General features: G+C 34.7%; 20 protein-coding genes. 15 read left to right on the plus strand and 5 right to left on the minus strand.

The features are described 5' to 3' along the window. Positions 1–3: 3 nt before the first annotated feature. From walK to AC1Q8N_RS18795, 8 genes are all read left to right on the plus strand, one after another. On the plus strand, positions 4–1,845 hold the full coding sequence (gene walK, locus AC1Q8N_RS18760) for a cell wall metabolism sensor histidine kinase WalK (RefSeq protein WP_048542845.1): 1,842 nt from the start codon (positions 4–6) through the stop codon (positions 1,843–1,845). After that, on the plus strand, positions 1,842–3,158 hold the full coding sequence (locus tag AC1Q8N_RS18765) for a YycH family regulatory protein (RefSeq protein WP_048542844.1): 1,317 nt from the start codon (positions 1,842–1,844) through the stop codon (positions 3,156–3,158). Before walK ends, AC1Q8N_RS18765 begins: the two co-directional genes overlap by 4 nt. After that, on the plus strand, positions 3,139–3,981 hold the full coding sequence (locus AC1Q8N_RS18770) for a two-component system regulatory protein YycI (protein WP_048542843.1): 843 nt from the start codon (positions 3,139–3,141) through the stop codon (positions 3,979–3,981). Before AC1Q8N_RS18765 ends, AC1Q8N_RS18770 begins: the two co-directional genes overlap by 20 nt. Next, positions 3,965–4,759: an MBL fold metallo-hydrolase gene (locus AC1Q8N_RS18775; protein ID WP_000522836.1), complete on the plus strand. Its 795-nt coding sequence runs from the start codon at positions 3,965–3,967 to the stop codon at positions 4,757–4,759. The genes AC1Q8N_RS18770 and AC1Q8N_RS18775 overlap by 17 nt, the downstream gene beginning before the upstream one ends. Before the next feature lie 63 nt (positions 4,760–4,822). Continuing rightward, the gene (locus tag AC1Q8N_RS18780) at positions 4,823–5,998 is read left to right on the plus strand and encodes a S1C family serine protease (RefSeq protein WP_098075873.1); all 1,176 of its coding nucleotides are present in this window, start codon (positions 4,823–4,825) and stop codon (positions 5,996–5,998) included. 53 nt (positions 5,999–6,051) lie between these two features. Next, on the plus strand, positions 6,052–6,237 hold the full coding sequence (locus AC1Q8N_RS18785) for a CxxH/CxxC protein (RefSeq protein ID WP_001052831.1): 186 nt from the start codon (positions 6,052–6,054) through the stop codon (positions 6,235–6,237). 59 nt (positions 6,238–6,296) lie between these two features. Then, positions 6,297–6,776: a 23S rRNA (pseudouridine(1915)-N(3))-methyltransferase RlmH gene (gene rlmH / locus AC1Q8N_RS18790; protein WP_001027000.1), complete on the plus strand. Its 480-nt coding sequence runs from the start codon at positions 6,297–6,299 to the stop codon at positions 6,774–6,776. A 170-nt stretch (positions 6,777–6,946) separates the two neighbouring features. Continuing rightward, positions 6,947–7,825, plus strand: a complete 879-nt coding sequence (locus AC1Q8N_RS18795; RefSeq protein ID WP_000713629.1) for a radical SAM/SPASM domain-containing protein — start codon at positions 6,947–6,949, stop codon at positions 7,823–7,825. 37 nt (positions 7,826–7,862) lie between these two features. Here the strand turns inward: AC1Q8N_RS18795 and pepF are convergent, their stop codons facing one another. Both pepF and guaC read right to left on the minus strand, forming a co-directional pair. Further along, positions 7,863–9,680: an oligoendopeptidase F gene (pepF, locus tag AC1Q8N_RS18800; RefSeq protein WP_404519964.1), complete on the minus strand. Its 1,818-nt coding sequence runs from the start codon at positions 9,678–9,680 to the stop codon at positions 7,863–7,865. Between the two features lie 137 nt (positions 9,681–9,817). Beyond that, on the minus strand, positions 9,818–10,801 hold the full coding sequence (gene guaC, locus AC1Q8N_RS18805; RefSeq protein ID WP_000432444.1) for a GMP reductase: 984 nt from the start codon (positions 10,799–10,801) through the stop codon (positions 9,818–9,820). 509 nt (positions 10,802–11,310) lie between these two features. On the opposite strand from guaC, the gene AC1Q8N_RS18810 reads away from it, so the two are divergent. Then, a complete protein-coding gene (locus tag AC1Q8N_RS18810) occupies positions 11,311–12,756 on the plus strand; it encodes a DEAD/DEAH box helicase (RefSeq protein ID WP_046958612.1) in 1,446 nt (481 codons plus the stop codon). A gap of 42 nt (positions 12,757–12,798) precedes the next feature. Here AC1Q8N_RS18810 and AC1Q8N_RS18815 read toward each other — a convergent pair whose 3' ends face one another. Continuing rightward, positions 12,799–13,359, minus strand: coding sequence for a DUF1836 domain-containing protein (locus AC1Q8N_RS18815; RefSeq protein WP_048542834.1), 561 nt, complete (start codon positions 13,357–13,359; stop codon positions 12,799–12,801). Positions 13,360–13,523: 164 nt separating this feature from the next. On the opposite strand from AC1Q8N_RS18815, the gene trhA reads away from it, so the two are divergent. After that, positions 13,524–14,171 (plus strand): PAQR family membrane homeostasis protein TrhA, encoded by a 648-nt coding sequence (gene trhA, locus AC1Q8N_RS18820; RefSeq protein WP_000995371.1) that lies wholly within the window; start codon positions 13,524–13,526, stop codon positions 14,169–14,171. 221 nt (positions 14,172–14,392) lie between these two features. Continuing rightward, positions 14,393–15,409 carry a UDP-glucose 4-epimerase GalE gene (gene galE, locus AC1Q8N_RS18825; RefSeq protein ID WP_404519962.1) on the plus strand — a complete coding sequence of 339 codons (1,017 nt, stop codon included), beginning with the start codon at positions 14,393–14,395 and terminating at the stop codon, positions 15,407–15,409. A 158-nt stretch (positions 15,410–15,567) separates the two neighbouring features. Here galE and AC1Q8N_RS18830 read toward each other — a convergent pair whose 3' ends face one another. Continuing rightward, the gene (locus tag AC1Q8N_RS18830) at positions 15,568–15,969 is read right to left on the minus strand and encodes a hypothetical protein (protein WP_001128273.1); all 402 of its coding nucleotides are present in this window, start codon (positions 15,967–15,969) and stop codon (positions 15,568–15,570) included. 372 nt (positions 15,970–16,341) lie between these two features. On the opposite strand from AC1Q8N_RS18830, the gene AC1Q8N_RS18835 reads away from it, so the two are divergent. Next, positions 16,342–16,932 carry an AmiS/UreI family transporter gene (locus tag AC1Q8N_RS18835; RefSeq protein ID WP_000542569.1) on the plus strand — a complete coding sequence of 197 codons (591 nt, stop codon included), beginning with the start codon at positions 16,342–16,344 and terminating at the stop codon, positions 16,930–16,932. A gap of 105 nt (positions 16,933–17,037) precedes the next feature. Next, positions 17,038–17,919, plus strand: a complete 882-nt coding sequence (locus tag AC1Q8N_RS18840; RefSeq protein WP_404519960.1) for an NAD-dependent epimerase/dehydratase family protein — start codon at positions 17,038–17,040, stop codon at positions 17,917–17,919. Between the two features lie 88 nt (positions 17,920–18,007). Here AC1Q8N_RS18840 and sodA read toward each other — a convergent pair whose 3' ends face one another. Beyond that, positions 18,008–18,634: a superoxide dismutase [Mn] gene (gene sodA, locus AC1Q8N_RS18845; RefSeq protein WP_048542828.1), complete on the minus strand. Its 627-nt coding sequence runs from the start codon at positions 18,632–18,634 to the stop codon at positions 18,008–18,010. 217 nt (positions 18,635–18,851) lie between these two features. On the opposite strand from sodA, the gene AC1Q8N_RS18850 reads away from it, so the two are divergent. Next, positions 18,852–19,922 carry a nitric oxide synthase oxygenase gene (locus AC1Q8N_RS18850; protein ID WP_098048838.1) on the plus strand — a complete coding sequence of 357 codons (1,071 nt, stop codon included), beginning with the start codon at positions 18,852–18,854 and terminating at the stop codon, positions 19,920–19,922. A 360-nt stretch (positions 19,923–20,282) separates the two neighbouring features. Further along, a complete protein-coding gene (locus AC1Q8N_RS18855) occupies positions 20,283–21,851 on the plus strand; it encodes a BCCT family transporter (protein WP_048542824.1) in 1,569 nt (522 codons plus the stop codon). The last annotated feature ends 10 nt before the right edge of the window (positions 21,852–21,861 follow it).

The raw sequence follows: 21,861 nt of genomic DNA on the forward strand, positions 1-21,861 counted from the left end.
TATATGAAGAAAGTTGGTTTTTTTCAATCTATTCATTTAAAATTTGTACTCATATATATGCTATTAATATTAATAGCTATGCAAGTTATTGGGGTATATTTTGTAAGAGAGTTAGAAAAGAGTCTTGTACAAGGCTTTAGAGATTCTTTAACGCAGCAAACGAACTTATTATCATATAACTTGAAACAAGAGTTTAAAAAAAGTTATACAAAGGCAGAAACAGAATCAACAGATGAAACGATTAAAACTTCAATTCGAAAATTTGCCTCTGATCGAAAGAAAGATATCCAAGAGGTAAGTGTATTTGATTCGCATAGAAAGTTACTCGCTATTTCAGATGAGTCAAAGCAAAACAAGGTAAATAGAACATCAACTGATATAGCTGTTCAACGGGTATTGGTACAAAAAAAGCCAGAAGTGAAAATTGAGAAGGATGGTCGTACAGGCCATCGTGTACAAGTTATGCTTACTCCTATTCTAGATGATAACGGCAAGGATGCACTTGGTGTTATTTACATTGTTGCATCTATGGAAGATGTTTATAAACAGATGAAGGATATTAATCAAATTTTTGCGACTGGAACCGTTATTGCATTACTCGTAACAGCTGTACTTGGAATTTTGTTAGCTCAAACGATTACGAGACCAATCTCAGATATGCGAAGACAAGCGATTGAAATGGCAAAAGGAAACTATTCAAGAAAAGTAAAAGTGCATAGCCATGATGAAATAGGACAATTAGCATTATCTTTCAATAATTTATCAAAAAAATTACAACAAGCTCGTTCTTCAACGGAAAGTGAAAGACGTAAATTATCATCTGTTTTATCACATATGACAGATGGAGTAATTGCTACTGACCGAAAAGGAGACATTATTTTATTAAATGATCCTGCGGAAAAGATGCTAAATGTTTCGCGTGAAACGGCGCTCGATCAATCTGTTTTAGAAGTATTAGGGATACAAGAAGAATTTACGCTCGATCATTTATACGAAGAGCCTGATTCCGTTTTATTAGATTTTAGTACGAGAAATGAGCCATATATTTTACGTGCTAGTTTCTCTGTTATTCAAAAAGAGACAGGGAAAGCAAATGGTTTAATTGCCGTATTATATGATGTAACTGAGCAGGAGCGTATAGAAAGGGAACGCCGTGAGTTTGTGGCAAACGTTTCCCATGAATTAAGGACGCCATTAACAACGATGCGCAGTTACTTAGAGGCACTTACGGACGGAGCGTGGCAAGATCCGAATATTGCACCACAATTTTTAACAGTTACACAAGAAGAAACAGAAAGAATGATTAGACTTGTAAATGCGTTATTGCAACTTTCTAAACTCGATAGTACAGAACATCGTTTAATGAAAGAATGGGTCGACTTTACTGACTTCTTTAATAACATTATTGATCGTTTTGAAATGTCTAAAGAGCAAAACGTAAGTTTCAAACGATCTTTTTCTAAGAAATCCCGATTTATTGATATGGATACGGATAAAATTACGCAAGTTTTGTATAACATTATTTCGAATGCATTAAAGTATTCACCAGAAGGTGGAACAGTAACATATCGCTTACGTGATCGTGGGGAATTATTAGAGGTTAGTGTAAGTGACCAAGGAATGGGTATTCCCAAAGAAAACGTCGATAAAATCTTTGAACGTTTTTACCGCGTAGATAAAGCACGTTCAAGACAAATGGGTGGTACAGGACTTGGATTAGCAATTGCAAAAGAAATGATTGAGGCACATGGTGGCTCGATTTGGGCGAAGAGTGAGGAAGGAAAAGGGACAACTATTTACTTCACATTGCCAATGGCAGCAGATGAAGAGGACGATTGGGAATGAGTATGGAAAATGTTAAAACGATAGTTTTAATTAATTTAGTTGTAATTAGCCTATTTCTTACTTTTAACTTATGGACGTATGTGCCAGATTCCACGTCTATGCAAAACGCAAAATTTGTGCAGGGGAATGAAGGAATTACTCAAACTAAAATCGCTGATGTTGTCCGCCCTACTTCTATCATCGTGCATAAAGATAAAAATCATTATGGGAGCAAAAGAGAGGTAGATATAGAATCAATCTATAAACCTTTGGAAGCAGGGGAATTACATGGTTTCAAAGAGATATCGATTGCTAAGGCTGATTTCCTTTCTTATGTGCATGGTGAAGGGAAAATGGAGCTTGTTTTTCCTACCAACATCCCATTTGATGCAGTTAAATCTATGTTTAATATGAAAGAAAAAAGTATAGATAAGCCTAAACATTTTAATCGAATTATTCTTGACCCTTCTAGAAGTAGGGATCAAGAAATTAAAATTAATTTTGTTTCTGATGGTGATAACTCTAGAATATATGAAGCAAAATTAAGTGGTGTGTATTTAAAAGATATTGTAAATGCACAAAATCAATTTATAGTATCGGCAAAACCTTATTTTGACTATCAAATTAATGATATGAAAAAGCTATTTTTACCAGATGGAACGACAGAATTAAGTAATATAACATATATTTCATCTAATTTAGCGGTTGATACATTTAAGAATGCTCTTTTTAGTGACCCACGTTATTTAAGCCCTATTACCGAGAAATCGAAAGAAACATTTACGGATGGTATTAGGTCCATGGAGATTGAAAACGATCATCATATGCTAAAGTATAAAAATTCTTCTGTTTCAAGTGAGAAAACGACAGATAATTTAATGCTTTTACAAAAAAGCTTTGATTTTGTAAATGGTCACAGTGGGAGTTTGGATTCATATCGTTTGGATTATATGAATAAAGGACAGACGGTATTCCGTTTACATGAAGATGGATATTCCGTATTCAATACAGATGGATTAGCTGAATTGAGACAAGTATGGGGATCAGAAGAAGTAATGGAGTATGAAAGACCGTTGTTGTCTTTAAATACGAAAGGTATAGAACAGAAGGTTACTCTTCCATCAGGTCACGTTGTAATAGCATCTTTAGAAAATAATGCCGCGGTAGATAAAAGATTCATTAAAGACATTGGTATTGGATACAAATTATCACTAGATGGGCAAGTAGCTCGACTACAGCCAATTTGGTATGTAAAGTTTGTTGAAGATGAAGCGGGTAAACAAAAAATATATGAGTGGAGTGAGGGAGGACTAAATGGATTGGGATCGGATTAAAACCATATTTATTGTGACCTTTTTTGTTTTGGACCTCTTTCTCATTTTTCAATTCATTCAAAAGCAAGATAGTAATCAATTGGAGCTTATTGCAGAAACAAAGATAGATCAAGAATTAAAAGCAAACAAAATTACTATGGGTAATTTCCCTAAAGAACCGAAAAAAGAATCATTTATTAGGGCGGAAAACAAGGCGTTTAAAGAAGAAGATGTACAGTCTTTAAAGAATCAAATGGCGCATATACAAAATATGTACAGGATAGAAAGTAAGCTAAAAGAGCCCTTTTTAAATACAAAATCATTATCCAAAGATAAGTATAGTGATTTTTTGAAGAACTATGTATTGGATGGACAAAAGTATGAGTTTGGGGCGATGAAAGACTCTAAAATTTACTTCTTCCAAAAATATAAAGATAAGCCTATTTTCTATAACGATCAGGCAATGATTGTTGTGGAATTAAATGAAAAAAATGAACTCGTGTCGTACACGCAGACGATGCTAACTGATTTAAAAGAAATGGGCGAAAGTGAAAAAACGAAACAGCAAGAAATTATTACTGCTCAAACAGCTTTAGAAAATCTGTATTTAAAAAATAAAGTTCATGGGAATACACATGTAAAAGAAGCACAAATTGGTTATGCCACCCTTACCGCATCTACTTCTAATAACCAAGTACTCGCTCCAACATGGAATTTAAAAACGGAGCAGAAGCAGGACTTCTTTGTAAATGCAATCGAAGGACAAGTTATGGAATTAGGGGAAAGGGAAAATCAAGTGGTTGATGAACATACTGGAGTGAGAAAGAATGGGGTTGCATTTTAGCGTACTTGCAAGTGGAAGTACAGGGAATATGCTATATGTAGGAACAGATGAAAAAAAATTACTCGTCGATGCAGGTTTAAGTGGTAAAGCAACAGAGGCTTTATTTAAACAGGCAGAACTAAATATAAATGATGTATCAGGTATTCTTGTAACACATGAACATAGTGACCATATTAAAGGGTTAGGTGTATTGGCACGTAAATATGATTTACCTGTTTATGCAAATGAGAAAACATGGAATGCAATGGAACATTTAATAGGAAATATCCCAACTGAGCAAAAGTTTATTTTCTCAGTTGGGGATGTGAAAACATTCGGTGATATTGAGGTCGAGTCATTTGGGGTTTCTCATGATGCGGCAGAGCCGATGTTCTATGCCTTTCATAACAATAATAGAAAGTTAGCCCTTATTACAGATACGGGATACGTGAGTGATCGTATGAAAGGTGTTATTAAGGGTGCTAATGCTTTCGTGTTTGAAAGTAATCATGACGTGGAAATGCTTCGTATGGGACGTTATCCATGGAGTATTAAGCGACGTATTTTAAGTGATGTGGGTCACGTTTGTAATGAGGACGCTGCATTAGCGATGGCGGATGTAATTACAGATGAGACAAAACATATTTATTTAGCCCATTTAAGTTTAGATAATAACATGAAAGAACTAGCACGTATGTCAGTATCACAAGTATTAGAGGAAAAAGGATTTGGAGTGGGAGAAGCCTTCGAAATTCATGATACAGATCCGAAAATGCCTACAAAAATTCAATACGTATAATTCTGCATTTTAGTAAACAATAAAGGTGAATATAGTTGTTTTCAGGAAGATGGGTGAACAAATATGTCCTTTATTGATGAAGAAAATTATCGTATGAAACGTGCAAGAAAAAAGAAGCATAAAGGTATTGTTATTTCTAGCATAGCAGGAACAATTGTAGGAGCTTCGTTATTTGCATTTGGAGCTCCTTTATTTGCGAATGATGCGGGCGCGCTTCCGCAAGCTGAAGCAAGTGGAAGTAATATGGCCGAAGCTCAAGGAATTAAACAGATTAGCTTTGTTGATGCTGTTGATCGTGCGTCTGAAGCTGTTGTTGGCGTTATTAATATTCAACGAGATAATTTTTCAGAGGCAGATTCAGAAGCTGGTACAGGATCGGGTGTAATTTATAAAAAAGCAGATGGCCAAGCTTATATTGTAACGAATAATCATGTTGTTGCTGGAGCGAATCGTATTGAAGTAAGTTTAAGTGATGGTAAGAAGGTTCCTGGAAAAGTATTAGGAACGGATGTAGTCACAGATTTGGCTGTACTAGAAATAGATGCAAAGCATGTGAAAAAAATAATTGAGATTGGCGATTCTAATACTGTTCGTAGAGGAGAACCGGTCATTGCGATTGGAAACCCACTCGGGCTGCAATTTTCAGGAACCGTTACACAAGGCATTATTTCAGCTAAGGAACGTATTGTTCCTGTAGATTTGGATCAAGATGGACATTACGATTGGCAAGTAGAAGTATTGCAAACAGACGCAGCAATTAATCCAGGTAATAGTGGTGGTGCGCTTGTAAATGCGGCAGGTCAATTAATTGGCATTAACTCAATGAAAATTGCAGCAAAAGAAGTAGAAGGAATTGGACTAGCTATTCCAGTTACTAGAGCTGTTCCAATTATGAATGAATTAGAGAAGTACGGAAAAGTAAGGAGACCGTATGTTGGAATTGAACTTAGATCGTTAAATGAGATTCCAAATTACCATTGGTCAAAAACATTGCATTTACCAGGCAATGTAACAGAGGGAGTTTGCATTTTAGATGTGAAAAGTCCTTCGCCAGGTGTAGATGCTGGTTTACGAGAACACGATGTGATTGTAGCAGTAGATGGAAAACCGGTTCGCGATATTATTGGATTCCGTACGGCCTTATATGATAAAAAAATTAATGATAAAATGACTCTTACGTTTTATCGTGGTACAAAACGAGCAACAACAACGGTTAAACTAGGCATTCAAAAGTATTAAAAACAGGAGGGCCTACCTCCTGTTTTCTATTGTAGAAAAGTGAGGTGAAGAATATGAATTTACCTTGTTGTTTAGAACATGTTGAATTAGCTTTAGATATTATTGTGGATGAGTGTGAAGTTGCACCAGTTATCAACAATGTGGATAACTCAGGAAAAGAGAAAAAAACATGTGAATTTTGTCAAAATGAGGCGACATATGTTGTATCGAACACAGATTCTCACACAATATGTGGGTAATAATTGTGGATATGTGGATAAGTTATGTGGATAACATGTTTGTAAGGTGGGGAATGAGTGTGAATATCTCGATTATTTCAATTGGGAAATTAAAAGAAAAATATTTAAAACAAGGTATAGCAGAATACTTAAAACGATTATCTGCATACGCAAAAGTAGAAGTAATTGAATTGCCAGATGAAAAGGCGCCAGAAAATTTAAGTGAAGCAGAAATGTTAATTGTAAAAGAAAAAGAAGGTATACGTATACTGGATAAAATTTCTGACGATACGCATGTCATTGCGTTAGCGATAGAAGGAAAGCAAAAATCATCAGAAGAATTTGCAATAAGCTTAGATCGTCTTGCTACATATGGGAAGAGTAAAGTTGCCTTTGTAATTGGTGGATCACTTGGACTAAGTTCAGAAGTAATGAAGCGTTCAAACGAATCTCTTTCTTTTTCAAAGATGACATTACCACACCAATTAATGCGATTAGTATTGCTTGAGCAAGTGTATAGAGCGTTTCGTATTAATCGTGGAGAACCGTATCATAAATAAAATTCCTTTTTGTATATAAAAAGACCATTGGAAAAAAACACCGATGGTCTTTTAAACATTAATAGGTAGTACGAAGGTTTCCTAAAATAAGTATGTTTCTATTTATAAAAAAGTGTGTTGTAATATGAAGAGGAAAAAGTATAAGTAGTCATAGAAGTGAGGAATTAAAGGTGAAGAAGTTTAAAAAGTTTTACTTGGAGATTACGAGTGTATGTAATCTTGCGTGCAGCTTTTGTCCGCCGACGGAAAGGCAGAAGCAATTCATTTCTGTGGAGGATTTTGCTAAAAGATTAGACCAAATTAAACCTCACACAGACTACATTTATTTGCACGTGAAGGGTGAGCCATTGCTCCATCCAAAAATAGATCAACTGTTAGATTTGAGCCATGAAAAAGGGTTTAAAGTTAATATTACAACGAACGGAACGTTAATTAATAAGAGAAGGCATAGACTGTTAAATAAGCCTGCTTTAAGACAAATGAATTTTTCACTGCACAGTTTTGATGGGCATCCAGGTTCGCAAGATAAAGAAGGTTATGTAAGGAGTATACTTTCCTTCATTAGAGAGGCGACAAGTCAATCGGATTTAATTGTTTCACTACGTTTATGGAATTTAACTCAGGATAATAAAACAAATGCTGAAATCCAGAAAAATAGAGATTTATTATCCATCATTGAAAATGAGTTTGGCCTATCTTATCAAATCGAAGAGAAGCTTACACCAGGAAAAGGTATAAAAATTGCGGAACGTGTCTTTATTAATCAAGACTATGAATTTCAGTGGCCGGCATTACATGAAGAAGAGGATGACGGAAAAGGATTCTGTCATGGTCTTCGAAATCAAGCTGGTATTTTAGCGAACGGAACAGTTATTCCTTGTTGTTTAGATGGTGAAGGGATTATTAACCTTGGGAATATTAATAATGACTCATTTTCTAACATTATAGAAGGTGAAAGAGCAACAAATATTGTCGATGGATTTTCGAAAAGAGTTGCAGTAGAAGAGCTATGTAGGAAATGTGGATACCGTAAAAGATTTGGAAAATAAATATGAAACAAGCCCTCATAAAGCGAGGGCTTATTTTTTATTCTTGATAAGAGCGTCCTAATTCATCAATTAAGGAACCGACGTAAGAAACAGCCCTGCGGATTGCATCTGGTTTTGACATATCGACTCCGGCATGTTTCATTAATTCAAGTGGTTTCATCGTACCACCAGCGCGAAGGACATCTAACCAGCGATCAACGGCAGGTCGCCCTTCCTCTTTAATCATTTGGGCTACCGCAGTAGATGCAGTGAGGCCTGCGGAATAGGTATAAGAATATAAGCCCATATAATAATGAGGTTGGCGCATCCAAGTTAAGCCAGCACCTTCGTCAATTTCTACAGAATCTCCCCAGAATGTCGAAAGTACATTTGTTTTTATTTCAGTTAAAGTTGTAGCTGTAAGTGCTTCTCCTTCTTCTGCTAGGGTATATACTCTTCTTTGATATTCTCCCTCAAGTAAGTGAGTAACAAAGTTATGATAATATGTGCCGAGGAGTTGCAGAATCACCCATCTGCGCATTCTCTTGTCGTCAGTAGTCGCTAATAAATGCTGGGCTAATAGTAATTCATTCATTGTAGATGGTGCTTCAACAAAGTACATAGATGGACGTACATTCATGATACGCTGGTTTTTATTTGCTAAATAAAAATGACCAGCATGACCAAATTCATGTGCTAATGTGAAGCATCCACGCATCGTATTTTGCCATGTAATTAAAATATATGGATGAGAGCCATATGGGCTTGAACAAAATGCTCCGGTGGATTTGCCTACGTTATCTGCAAGATCAACCCATCTTTCTTTGAATCCTTTTTCGATAATGGAACTATATTCATCGCCTAATACCTTTAAAGAATCTTGAATTAATTTACCAGCCTCCTTGTATGTGATGGTTGGATTAAATTCGGGATCTAAAGGTGCATGTAAGTCGCAGAACAGCATTTGATCGAGTCCTAATACTTTCTTTTTTAAATCTGCAAAACGGCGCATATGAGGCGCTAATTCTTTATAAATAATATTAAGTTGATTGTTATACATTTCAAGTGGAACTTTTTGAGGTTCTAAAAGCATATGAGTAACAGATTCAAATTTGCGTAAACGAGAGAGTGTTACTTGTTTTTTTACTTCAGTAGCATATGTTGTTGCCACTGTATTCTTATATCGTTTCAAGGTGGAAACAAATGATGAGTATGCTTTTCTACGTATGTCTGCGCTTGGAGAGAACTCATATTTGCTTTCAAATAATGCAAATGATACAGGGAGCTCGTTTCCTTGTTCGTCTTGTATGGAGGTAAAATCCATATCGGCTAATTTAGTCATACCGTAAATTTTGTATGGAGAATTATGTACTTCGCCAAGTGCAGCAAGAGCTTCTTCTGTTTCAGGAGAGAGCGTGTGCTGCCTTTTTTGTAGGATGTCTAGTAATGATTTACGGAAAGGTTCGAGTTTTGTTTCTTCGTGTAAATACTTTTCAATTGTTCCTTCATCGAATGAGAGGATTTCATTATGGATAAAGGATAGTGCAGTATGTACTTTCGTCCATAAAGCAGAAATTTTGGAAGAGTTCGCTTGAATAACTGGATTTGTACGATCAGTTGATTCTTTTAAATTTGCATAGGAGTATAGTTTTGTTAACTTCATTAAAAGCTCTTCTTCTAAAAGTAGGCAATGTAATAAGGTAGTGGGGCTAGTGTGTAATTGTCCTTTAAACGCATCAAGTTTTTTTATATCGTCTGTTAATACACGTAATGTAGTTTCCCAATCTTTATCAGATTCGAATAAATCAGAGAGGTCCCATGTTAGTTCAGTAGGGACTTCTGCGCGAATATGGCGTTTCTCAATTACATTTTTCATTTGTTATATCCCCCTTATTATAAGTATCTAAAAACATGATACTAGAAAATTCAGTAAAATGAAAATATTTCACATTTCTATATATGAAAAAGAAGGACAAGCATAAAAATGCTTGTCCTTCGAGTTAAATTTAAAAATTAATATACTTTATCCCCGTTGAAAATAGAGTTTTTCACGACTACATAATCTACAGTACGAATTGAATCTAATTTTGTTCCACCAGCGTAAGAGATAGAAGATTGAAGATCTTGTTCCATTTCGATTAAAGTATCTTCTAAAGAACCTTTATGCTCAACGAACATTTTCTTACCTTCAACGTTTTTCTTCTCACCTTTTTGGAATTCAGAAGCTGAACCGAAGTACTCTTTATAAAGTTTGCCGTCTTTTTCGATTGTTTCCCCTGGAGACTCTTCATGACCAGCGAATAGAGAACCGATCATAACCATAGTCGCCCCAAATCGAATAGATTTAGCTACGTCGCCGTGTGTACGAATACCACCGTCAGCGATAATTGGCTTACTTGCAGCTTTTGCACACCAGCGAAGTGCAGCTAGTTGCCAACCGCCAGTTCCAAAGCCTGTTTTAATTTTAGTAATACAAACTTTACCAGGTCCAATACCGACTTTTGTTGCGTCAGCACCAGCGTTTTCTAATTCTCTTACCGCTTCTGGAGTTCCAACGTTTCCAGCGATAACGAAGCTTTCTGGTAAATGCTTTTTAATATGTTGAATCATGTTGATTACAGCATTAGAATGTCCGTGTGCAATATCAATCGTGATGTATTCAGGTGTAAGTTGCTCAGCAGCTAATTGTTGTACGAATTCATATTCGTCCTCTTTTACACCAACGCTAATAGAAGCGATTAATCCACGTGATTGCATATCTCTAATAAATGAGATACGTTTCTCTGGCTGGAAACGATGCATGATATAGAAGTAATTGTTTTCAGCTAAATAAGTTGCAATTCTTTCATCAATAATCGTTTGCATATTTGCAGGTACGACAGGTAATTTAAATTTATGTTTACCTAAAGTGACAGTTGTATCACATTCAGAGCGGCTGTTCACAATACATTTTGCAGGAATTAATTGAATATCTTCATAGTCAAATACGTTTTCCATCATTTACACCCCTAAAATACGAATATTTTATTTCTATTAATTAAAAACGTTCGTCCATAGGATAATTTACATCATTTTTATGAAGAAGTCAAAGTATTTCTTAACATTTTTTTAAAAAACAGAGTATATATATGATGGAATAGTGTTAAAAGCGAATTTAAAACATTTTTCTACCCTTATTGTTCGTTTATTAGAATCTAGATAGGAGTGTTGTCAGTGATAACAACTATTTTATTGAAGGCAAACATTAAAAAGAAAAGGCATTATCATTTAGTTGAACATTAGATGGAATGACGGAGGTTATTTTTATTCTGAAATAATATTTCTAAAATTTTTTTCGGAATAAAGGAACCTTTTGTTTATTCCTATATAAAAAGATGAATCTTGCACGATTTGCCTTTTTATGTGAGCTTTCAAGTATAATGAATAAGGTGATAGTATCTACATGATAATTCAGTGATAGGAAACGATAAAGAAGAAAATAATACAGAATAAAATGAGGTTAATATATGAATAAAAAAAGCTTTACTAATTATGCATTAAGTAAAGAAATTGTAAGAGCACTTACTGGTTTAGGCTACGAAAATCCAACAGAAGTGCAAGGAGAGGTTATTCCAGTTGCATTGAAAAAGAAGGATCTTGTTGTAAAATCGCAAACTGGAAGTGGAAAAACAGCTTCATTCGGTATTCCACTTTGTGAAATGGTGGAATGGGAAGAGAATAAGCCACAAGCATTAGTTTTGACGCCGACGAGAGAACTTGCTGTTCAAGTGAAAGAAGATATTACGAATATAGGCCGCTTCAAAAGAATTAAGGCTGCGGCCGTTTATGGTAAGTCTCCATTTGCACGTCAAAAATTAGAGTTAAAACAAAAGACACATATCGTAGTGGGGACTCCTGGCCGTGTGTTAGATCATATTGAAAAAGGTACCCTTTCTTTAGAATGTCTGAAGTATTTAGTCATTGATGAAGCAGATGAAATGCTAAATATGGGCTTTATTGATCAAGTAGAGGCAATTATTGATGAATTACCTACAAAGCGAATGACAATGCTATTTTCGGCAACACTTCCAGAAGATGTTGAAAAGTTATCCCGTACGTATATGGATTCGCCAACGCATATTGAAATTAAGGCTGCCGGGATTACCACAGACAAAATTGAACATACACTTTTTGAGACGAGAGAAGAGGAGAAGCTTTCACTTCTTAAAGATGTAACAACAATTGAGAATCCAGATAGTTGTATTATTTTTTGCCGTACACAAGAAAATGTAGATCACGTATTTAGACAGTTAAACCGTGTTAACTATCCTTGTGACAAAATACATGGTGGTATGGTGCAAGAAGATCGTTTTGAAGTTATGGACGATTTTAGAAAAGGAAAGTTCCGTTATTTAGTAGCGACAGACGTAGCTGCTAGAGGAATTGATATTGATAATATTACACATGTTATTAACTATGATATTCCGTTAGAAAAAGAAAGTTATGTACATCGTACGGGAAGAACGGGACGAGCTGGCAATAAAGGAAAAGCTATTACATTCATAACTCCGTATGAAGATAGATTTTTAGAAGAAATTGAGGCGTACATCGGCTTTGAAATTCCAAAGGCATATGCACCTTCAAAAGAAGAGGTTATGAAAGGGAAGGCAGTATTTGAGGAAAAAATACATGCTAAACCAATTATAAAGAAAGATAAAAGTGCAGACTTAAACAAAGGGATTATGAAGCTGTACTTTAATGGTGGGAAGAAAAAGAAAATTAGAGCGGTAGATTTTGTCGGCACAATTGCTAAAATTAAAGGTGTTACAGCAGAAGATATAGGAATTATTACGATACAGGACAATGTTTCTTACGTTGAAATATTAAATGGAAAAGGACCAATTGTTTTAAAGACCATGAAAACTACAACGATTAAAGGGAAACAATTAAAAGTCCATGAAGCAATTAAGTAAATAAAAAAACTATCCACTGTAACAGGTGGATAGTTTTTTTATTTACGATTCTTTTAAATCGTCCACTAACTTCTCTGCCAATCGTCTGTACATATTGCTCATCGTCACGAAGGATGTTAGTAATAAAAACTTTTCTAGCTTTTGATCTTCTAAGGAGGAAATCTCATTTACTTCCCTAATACGGTTATTTACGTCCTGTTTAAAGGTTTCCACATTGGTTTCAGTAAGAGCAAGATAATCTTTATAGAGAGTATTTAATTCGAATGTATCATCGTTTAGTAAAGGTACATTTATATTTTCTAAGGAGCTTTTTATGTCATTAATGGAAAGGGCTCCTTTTAACTGGTAAATCAAGCCAATTAGAATCATATGCTCTTTTGAATACTTTTTATTTTTAATAGGGATGAATAGTTTCCCTTTTGCGTAATTGTTAATCATTGTTTTTGTTAATACCTTTTCATCATCAGTTCTTGTTGAATCCGCATAAGTATTCTCAAATAGTTGAACAACTTGGTCTACATATAAGTCGACATTTGGGATATCCTCAAGTTTAATATTTTTTTCTAAATGTAATGATTCAAGTAATTTATTTATATTTTCCACGTAAAACCCCTCACTTTTATAACTTAGTGGAACTGAATGTTTAGTATATCTTTAAATATGGTATTACGAAACAAGTGAATTGTAAATGTTGACTAGTATAAATAATGTGTATATAATTACACGTAGTTATAAAAACTACATGTAATTATATGAGGGGTGTTTATATGAATGCTTATGTAAGAGAACCGGTTAATGCATTTACTCACTTAGGAGGAGCTGTATTAGCATTTATTGCATTATTAGCTATGCTTGTGAAAGTTTCTGTTAAGATGCCATCTTTTGCTGCAATTACAGCTGTTATTTTATTCGGTATTGGGATGATGGTCCTTTATATGGCATCAGCTGTGTATCATAGTGTTGTAGCCAGTGAACGTGTTATTTATTTCTTTAGGAAGTTAGATCATTCTATGATTTTTATATTAATTGCAGGTACATATGCACCCTTTTGCTTAATTACATTAAGTTCGGCAAATGGTTTACTACTATTTTGTTTAGTTTATGCAACTGCGATTTGTGGTATTGTTTTTAAAATGTTTTGGTTTAATTGCCCAAGGTGGTTATCGACAGGAATTTATCTTCTGATGGGTTGGTTAATTGTTCTATTCTTTGCACCGCTAGCTGAGAATTTAAGTACAGGAGGTATCCTTTTCTTAGTACTTGGAGGTATTTTTTATACAATTGGTGGGTTTATTTACGGTGCTAAGCCAAAATGGTTGGAGTTTAAATATATGGGGCACCATGAAATTTTTCATGTTTTCGTATTATTAGGAAGCCTGGCACACTTTTTAAGTGTATATTGTTACGTAATTTAACAAATCAGAACGTTTGGATAGCTTTTACTAAAATTTTTGGGTAATAAAAAATGATATAGAAAAATATAGATGTTGAAGAGCTACATAACTTAAAGGTTATGTAGCTTTTTGTATAAAAGAAAATTTAAAATATTTAGAATTTATACCTTGGAATATGATAGGATAGATGTGTATTGAGATTATAAAATTTTATAATTGATGATAAGTGGGGGACTATATATATGGCGATACTTATAACGGGTGGAGCAGGATATATTGGTAGTCATACGTGTATAGAATTATTAAATAATAATTATAAAATTATAGTCGTAGATAATCTTTCAAATAGTTCAATAGAGTCTTTAAACCGAGTAAAAGAAATAACAGGGAAACAATTTAAATTTTATAATGAAAGTGTTTTAAATCGTGAAAAAATGAATGAGATTTTTTTGGAAAATAACATTGAAGCAGTTATTCATTTTGCTGGCTTCAAAGCAGTTGGGGAATCTACTACAATTCCGCTTACATATTATTATAATAATATTATAAGTACGATTATATTATGTGATGTAATGCAAAAACATAATGTGAAAAAATTTATTTTTAGTTCGTCTGCAACTGTATATGGAATTCCAAAAACATCACCAATTACGGAAGAATTTCCATTAAGCGTGACAAATCCATATGGGCAAACAAAGTTAATGATAGAGCAAATTATGCGTGATGTTGCAAAATCTGATGGTGAATGGAGTATCGCGTTACTTCGTTATTTCAACCCATTTGGGGCGCATCAAAGTGGTCGTATTGGAGAAGATCCAAATGGGATTCCGAATAATTTAATGCCATATGTAACACAAGTAGCGGTAGGGAAGTTAAAGGAATTAAATATATTTGGAAATGACTATCCAACAAAAGACGGGACAGGTGTTCGTGATTATATTCACGTTGTTGACCTTGCAAAAGGACATGTAAAGGCACTTGAGAAAGTGCTTGAAACTACAGGAATAGATGCATATAACCTTGGTACAGGGAAAGGGTATAGTGTATTGGAGATGGTTAATGCTTTTGAGAAGGTTTCGGGCAAAAAAATACCTTATAAAATTATCGGGCGTCGTCCTGGGGACGTAGCGATATGTTTTGCTGATGTATCTAAAGCAAAGCGAGAATTAGGATGGGAAGCGGAATATGGAGTAGAAGAAATGTGTTTAGATTCTTGGAGATGGCAGGTAAATAATAAAAATGGCTATCAAATGATTTAAGGAGGATACTTTATTTTTATTGTATTTATGTATAATAAAGGAACCAAAGGTCAGTAATAGTTTTCGTTGAGGAAAAGAAAACTATTACTGACCATAGCACTTCAATAGGAATTTAATCTATTGAATGCTTTTATAAATTGGTGATTTGGAAAGAGAACTTAATGAATTCGAACGAGTTGTTTATGATATACGGTATTACCTTCTTGGCTTGCGTATGGCGGTATGCTTCGTCCAAAACAATTTGCGATAATATTGGAGTGGCTAGGATAAGAAATACGAATTTCATACAAGTCAACAGCGTCACCTAAATCAGCATAAAAAACTGCTAAGTTGTTCCCTTGTAAAATATATGGAAATACTACTTCCGCATTTTCACCAATTAGTACAGGTAATTTTACAGGATTAGAATAGTTAGACCAATCCCAAACCTCTATACTTACATAGTGTGCGTAAAATGCATCTAAATTTACAATGTTTACTACTGCTGAAACAGTTGCAGGCTCTCTTGTTAATACACCTGTGGAGTGAAAAACAGGTTGATTTGGATAATGAAGAGGCATAAATATCAAACCTTCCTTAAAATGATATGATTATACTATATTTTATGCTAGGCATTAGTAGAATGAGATAGGGAAAATGTATCATTCTATTCATTTTTTATAGAAATTAAAAACGTATGATTGAAAAGTATTCCAACACTTGTATCCTTGTTAGAGTCCGTTTATAATCAAGGAATCCTATTGCATATTTTGATAGGGTTATTTATTATTGAAAGCGTTTTAAGTTTGCTCTTTTTTAAGGTAGGAAGTCTGACTTATTTGGATGAAAAATTATGTATGTAGTTTTAAATGGGAAGAAAAATAATATAGGTATCACTTTAAAGTGTGGGGAGGTTAAAAGTGTGAAAAGATAAGATTTTCATACGAATATATATGGGTTATGTAGGATTATTACTTTCAGGTGCAGCTTTATTTTTAAATAGTCTTGTTATATTAGGAAAAGCAGAGATGAAAAGCGCAGGTGTTTTTAATTTATTTGTGGGGGCATTACAAATTATCATTCCGTTCTATTTGATTATGATTTCTGATCAAAGCAATTGGACGGTATATTCATATGCAGCTACTTTCTTATTTGGATTAACCTATTTATATGTAGGTGTTACTTTTATAAAGGGAATGGATAGTAGTGGTCTAGGATGGTTCTGTATTTGGGTAGCAATTATTGCTTTATTCTATATGGTCGTTTCATTTGTTCAATTTCACGATGTTGTTAATGCATTAACGTGGTTTATGTGGGCATTACTTTGGTATTTATTCTTTGTATTAAATACACAAAAGAAGAATATCAATCAATATCTTGGAAGAATTGCCTTCGTACAATCATGGGTAACATTGACGTTGCCTTCACTCTTTTATTTTATGGGAGTATGGGGAGAGGGATTCGTATATGAACTATGGGTTTATGTATCCGTAATTTCTATTTTATACTTCTGTTATTGTATTTATAAATATCGAGTACGTTAATATATTTTCTGCAGAAAAGCATGGAATCGTTAAACGAATTCCATGCTTTTTCTATATGAGCAGTTATAATAGAGAGGTATTATTTTACATTTTATCGAAATGGGGATGATGAAGTTGAAAAAAGTATTGGTGCTAGGGGGAACAAGATTTTTTGGTAAACATTTAGTAGAAGCACTTTTGCAAGATGGACACGATGTAACGATTGCGACGAGAGGCATTACTGAAGATTCTTTTGGAAGTGTAGTAAACAGATTGATTGTAGATAGAGAAGACGAAAAACAACTAGCTGAGCGTCTAGAAGATAAAAGTTATGATATCGTATACGATAATTTATGCTATAGCTCGAATGCGGCGAAGATAGTATGTGAAGTGTTACGAGGAAAAACGAAGAAATACATTATGACATCTTCAATGGCTGTTTACGAGCCAACACTAGGCTTGTTAGAAGAGAACTTTAATCCGTACGAGTATGCTATTACGTATGGGGATAGAAATGACTTCAATTATAGTGAAGGAAAGAGATTAGCCGAAGCGGTTTCATTTCAACAAGCAACATTCCCAGTTGTTGCAGTACGTTTTCCAGTTGTTATTGGAGAAAACGATTATACGAAAAGGTTACAATTTTACGTTGAACATATTGTGAGGCAAGAACCTGTCGCCGTGAATGATCTAGATGGAGAGTTGTCATTTATACATGAAAAAGAAGCAGGAGAATTTTTAGCTTGGTGCGGGATGAAGGACATAGAAGGGCCAATTAATGCTTGTAGCAACGGGGTAGTTTCTACTCGAGAAGTTATTCATTTCATAGAAGAAAATACGGGAATAAAAGCACGCGTTCAAGAAGTAGGAGATACTGTAGCGCCTTATAATGAAGTGATTAATTGTACATTACATAATGGAAAAGCTAGTAAATTAGGCTTCCCGTTCCGAGAATTGAAAATAAAAATAGAACAAGTATTACGTTATTACATACATGCAATGAAATAATCATAAATCCCCCGGTGGCAATCCAGGGGATTCTGGAGGATTTCGACAATACTAATTTTACATTACCAAATTTACCTTATACGCACGACTAATGTGTTTGTGATTGAATTGCTTGTAAATACTTTTCATTTACCCGGTCCCAGTTCACCGTATGCCACCAGTTGGTAACAAATTCTGGACGCCGATTTTGATACTTTAAATAATAGGCATGTTCCCATACATCGATGACGAGTAATGGAATTTTACCTTCTTGCAAAGGTGTATCTTGATTGGATGTACTCATAACGGAAAGTTCCTCACCGTCCAGAACAAGCCATCCATAGCCACTTCCAAAACGACTAATAGCTGCTTTGGAAAGTTGATCTTTTAAGTTGTCAAAGGTATTGAAATAATAATCAATTACTTTTGCAACGTCTCCATTAGGCTCACCGCCACCTCGCGGGCTCATTACTTCCCAAAACAGACTATGACAATAGTGACCACCACCGTTATTTCTGACAGCTGTAACAATTTCTTTTGGTAAAGTTGCTAAATTACATAGTAACTCTTCTAAAGATTTATTATGCAATTCCGTATAGTTTTCTAAAGCGGCATTCAAGTTATTTACGTATGTCGCATGGTGCTTTCCATGATGAATAGAAAGTGTGTTGCTATCGATATATGGCTCTAGTTCATCATAGTCATATGAAAGCTTTGGCAATTGAAATGAAGACATAACATTCCCTCCTTCCTTATTAAAAAGTTGGTCTAGGTAAAAATAATTTACCTGAGTCAAAAATACACCTATTTTTTATACAAGTCAATAGTAATCTCTTTAATTTTCTGAAAAATATTACAATAAAAGTAACACTTCGACTTTCATTTGTGACTCTTATTCTTTTTGCTTATACTGTAAAGTAGTAACGTTTTGTTGAAATAGAAGGAGATCGTTTATGAGTAAAACGAAACAATTAATAGAGGAAGCGAGTCATTTTATTACGGTTTGCTATAAAGAGCTTAATAAAGAACAATTCATAGAAGAGAGAATAAAAGAAATTCAAGTTGAGATAGAGAAGACGGGGACGTATGAGCATACATTTGAAGAACTTGTTCATGGATCACGAATGGCATGGCGCAATAGTAATCGATGTATCGGAAGACTATTTTGGAGTAAGATGCACATATTAGATGCACGTGAAGTAAATGATGAGGAAGGTGTATACAACGCATTAATTCATCATATTAAATATGCAACGAACGATGGGAAAGTTAAACCGACAATTACAATTTTTAAGCAATATCAAGGTGAAGAAAATAATATACGAATTTATAATCACCAATTGATTCGGTATGCAGGGTATAAAACAGAAGTGGGAGTGATTGGGGACTCTCATTCCACTGCGTTTACGGATTTTTGCCAGGAACTTGGCTGGCGAGGAGAAGGTACGAATTTCGATGTATTGCCACTTGTTTTTTCTGTCGATGGAAAAGAACCTGTATATAAAGAAATTCCAAAAAAAGAAGTGAAAGAGGTACCAATTGAACATCCAGAGTACCCAATCTCATCTTTAGGAGCAAAATGGTATGGGGTTCCAATGATTTCAGATATGCGCTTAGAAATTGGCGGTATTTCCTATACAGCTGCTCCGTTCAATGGATGGTATATGGGGACGGAGATTGGGGCTCGTAACTTAGCGGATCATGATCGTTATAATTTACTGCCGGCTGTTGCGGAGATGATGAAGCTTGATACATCGAGAAACGGTACGTTATGGAAAGACAAGGCGCTAATTGAATTAAACGTGGCTGTTTTACATTCTTTTAAAAAACAAGGAGTTAGTATTGTTGACCATCATACTGCTGCACAACAATTTCAACAATTTGAGAAGCAAGAAGTAGCTTGTGGTCGTGTTGTAACGGGCAATTGGGTGTGGCTCATTCCACCATTATCCCCAGCTACCACCCATATTTATCATAAACCGTATCCGAATGAAATTTTGAAGCCAAATTTCTTTCATAAATAATATTTAGTATAGTTTTTTATGCAAATTATAATTTTTTTTAATTACTGTTACGTAGCAAATGGAAGCCTTTACTCTCGGTTATTTTTGGAAGGAGCTTTTTGAACCAAGGAGTTCCTTATGTTATAATCAAATTTCTGTTTCGAAGACCTTATAGAAATATAAGGTCTTTTGTTTTGCTTTTTTATGTAATAGGAATAGAAATTTTCTTTTAAATAAGGGATTTAGCATATTTTTAGGGACAACATAAGTGTGTAGAAAATTGATGAATTATTATGCTTATATAATCATTGTGTTTTGGATGTAAACAATAAAACATAATAAAGTTGTTTTTTTAGATTGCTGAGGAAGGAGGAAGTGTAAATGAGAATGAAGAGTCGAAAAACGGATTGGCCTGTATTTCTTATTAGTGGTGGCTCACTTTTATTATTTGTAATTGCAGTTATTTTAAATAAAAGTTACGTAGAGGGAGTCATTAATAGCAGTTTTGCAGCTTCAATTAAATATTTTGGTGCCTTTTGGCAAGTTTTATTAATTGGTACATTTGTTGTTGCAATGTGTATGGCATTTTCGAAATATGGGAGAGTTAAACTTGGGGGGCTAGAAAAACCTGAGATTAGTACGACAAAATGGCTGGCTATTATTATGTCTACATTACTTGCTGGAGGTGGCGTTTTTTGGGCAGCCGCAGAGCCGATGTACCATTTGATGACGGTGCCACCAATACATGAAGGTATAACTGCTGGGACGAAAGAAGCGGTAATGCCTGCTTTGGCACAAAGTTATATGCACTGGGGTTTCCTGGCTTGGACGATTTTAGGTACAATTAGTGCAGTAGTTATGATGTACGGGCATTATCATAAAGATATGCCGTTAAAACCTCGAACGCTTTTATATCCTATCTTTGGGGAGAAATTGCGAAAGAGTTGGCTTGGAACAATGATCGATGTATTTGCTATTATTGCGGTAGCTGCAGGGACGATTGGTCCAATCGGATTTTTAGGACTACAAGCAAGTTATGGGTTACAAGCATTGTTTAACATTCCTGATGTGTTTACTACTCAATTAGCCATTATTGTTTGTGTAGTAGCTGTTTCTACTATATCTGCGGTAACGGGAATTGACAAAGGGATTCAAATTATAAGTAATTTAAATGTTAGGTTAGCAGTTTTATTAATGGTATTCGTATTACTGTTTGGACCTGGTGGATTTATTATCGATTCATTTGTGTCTTCGTTTGGATTTTATATAAATGAATTTATTCCAATGAGCACATATCGTGGTGATACAGCTTGGTTAGGATCGTGGACAATCTTTTTCTGGGGATGGTTTATTGGATATGGACCGATGATGGCAATTTTAGTGAGCCGAATTTCAAGAGGAAGAACAATCCGAGAAATCATCGTTGCAATTGGCATTATTGCGCCTATTATTACAACGTTTTGGTTTACTATACTAGGGGGATCAGGTGTGTTTTATGAGTTAATGAATCCTGGTTCTATCTCGGTGGCATTAAGTGAATCTGGTATGCCAGCGGCTATGATTGCAATTACAGAGCAACTGCCACTATCTAATATTATTGGACCTGCATTTCTTTTATTAACAATTTTATTTGTAGTTACAACAGGAGATTCGATGGCTTATTCAATTTCAATGGCAGTGACTGGAGATGGAGATCCTAGAATTAGTTTGCGAGTTTTTTGGTCGCTTATTATGGGCGCAGTTGCGGCGATTCTTTTATATATGGGTGAGGGAAGTATTAACGCCTTACAATCCTTCATTGTAGTGACGGCTGTTCCGGTATCTATTCTGTTATTCCCGATGCTATGGCTAGCGCCTAAAGTTGCAGGGGAATTAGCCTTAAAACAAGGTATTGTAAAAGAAGAAGAGAAAACTTCCTTCTTGTTCCAAAAAGCTAGTAAATCAAAATAAATAATTGTAT

This window comes from Bacillus sp. GW823-FHT06B01, assembly GCF_058952315.1.

Coding starts and splice junctions, on each gene's coding strand:
- walK (WP_048542845.1), top strand. CDS start 4: ATGAAGAAAGTTGGTTTTTTTCAATCTATTCATTTAAAATTTGTACTC.
- AC1Q8N_RS18765 (WP_048542844.1), top strand. CDS start 1,842: ATGAGTATGGAAAATGTTAAAACGATAGTTTTAATTAATTTAGTTGTA.
- AC1Q8N_RS18770 (WP_048542843.1), top strand. CDS start 3,139: ATGGATTGGGATCGGATTAAAACCATATTTATTGTGACCTTTTTTGTT.
- AC1Q8N_RS18775 (WP_000522836.1), top strand. CDS start 3,965: ATGGGGTTGCATTTTAGCGTACTTGCAAGTGGAAGTACAGGGAATATG.
- AC1Q8N_RS18780 (WP_098075873.1), top strand. CDS start 4,823: ATGTCCTTTATTGATGAAGAAAATTATCGTATGAAACGTGCAAGAAAA.
- AC1Q8N_RS18785 (WP_001052831.1), top strand. CDS start 6,052: ATGAATTTACCTTGTTGTTTAGAACATGTTGAATTAGCTTTAGATATT.
- pepF (WP_404519964.1), bottom strand. CDS start 9,680: ATGAAAAATGTAATTGAGAAACGCCATATTCGCGCAGAAGTCCCTACT.
- guaC (WP_000432444.1), bottom strand. CDS start 10,801: ATGGAAAACGTATTTGACTATGAAGATATTCAATTAATTCCTGCAAAA.
- AC1Q8N_RS18810 (WP_046958612.1), top strand. CDS start 11,311: ATGAATAAAAAAAGCTTTACTAATTATGCATTAAGTAAAGAAATTGTA.
- trhA (WP_000995371.1), top strand. CDS start 13,524: ATGAATGCTTATGTAAGAGAACCGGTTAATGCATTTACTCACTTAGGA.
- galE (WP_404519962.1), top strand. CDS start 14,393: ATGGCGATACTTATAACGGGTGGAGCAGGATATATTGGTAGTCATACG.
- AC1Q8N_RS18830 (WP_001128273.1), bottom strand. CDS start 15,969: ATGCCTCTTCATTATCCAAATCAACCTGTTTTTCACTCCACAGGTGTA.
- AC1Q8N_RS18835 (WP_000542569.1), top strand. CDS start 16,342: ATGGGTTATGTAGGATTATTACTTTCAGGTGCAGCTTTATTTTTAAAT.
- AC1Q8N_RS18840 (WP_404519960.1), top strand. CDS start 17,038: ATGATGAAGTTGAAAAAAGTATTGGTGCTAGGGGGAACAAGATTTTTT.
- sodA (WP_048542828.1), bottom strand. CDS start 18,634: ATGTCTTCATTTCAATTGCCAAAGCTTTCATATGACTATGATGAACTA.
- AC1Q8N_RS18850 (WP_098048838.1), top strand. CDS start 18,852: ATGAGTAAAACGAAACAATTAATAGAGGAAGCGAGTCATTTTATTACG.
- AC1Q8N_RS18855 (WP_048542824.1), top strand. CDS start 20,283: ATGAGAATGAAGAGTCGAAAAACGGATTGGCCTGTATTTCTTATTAGT.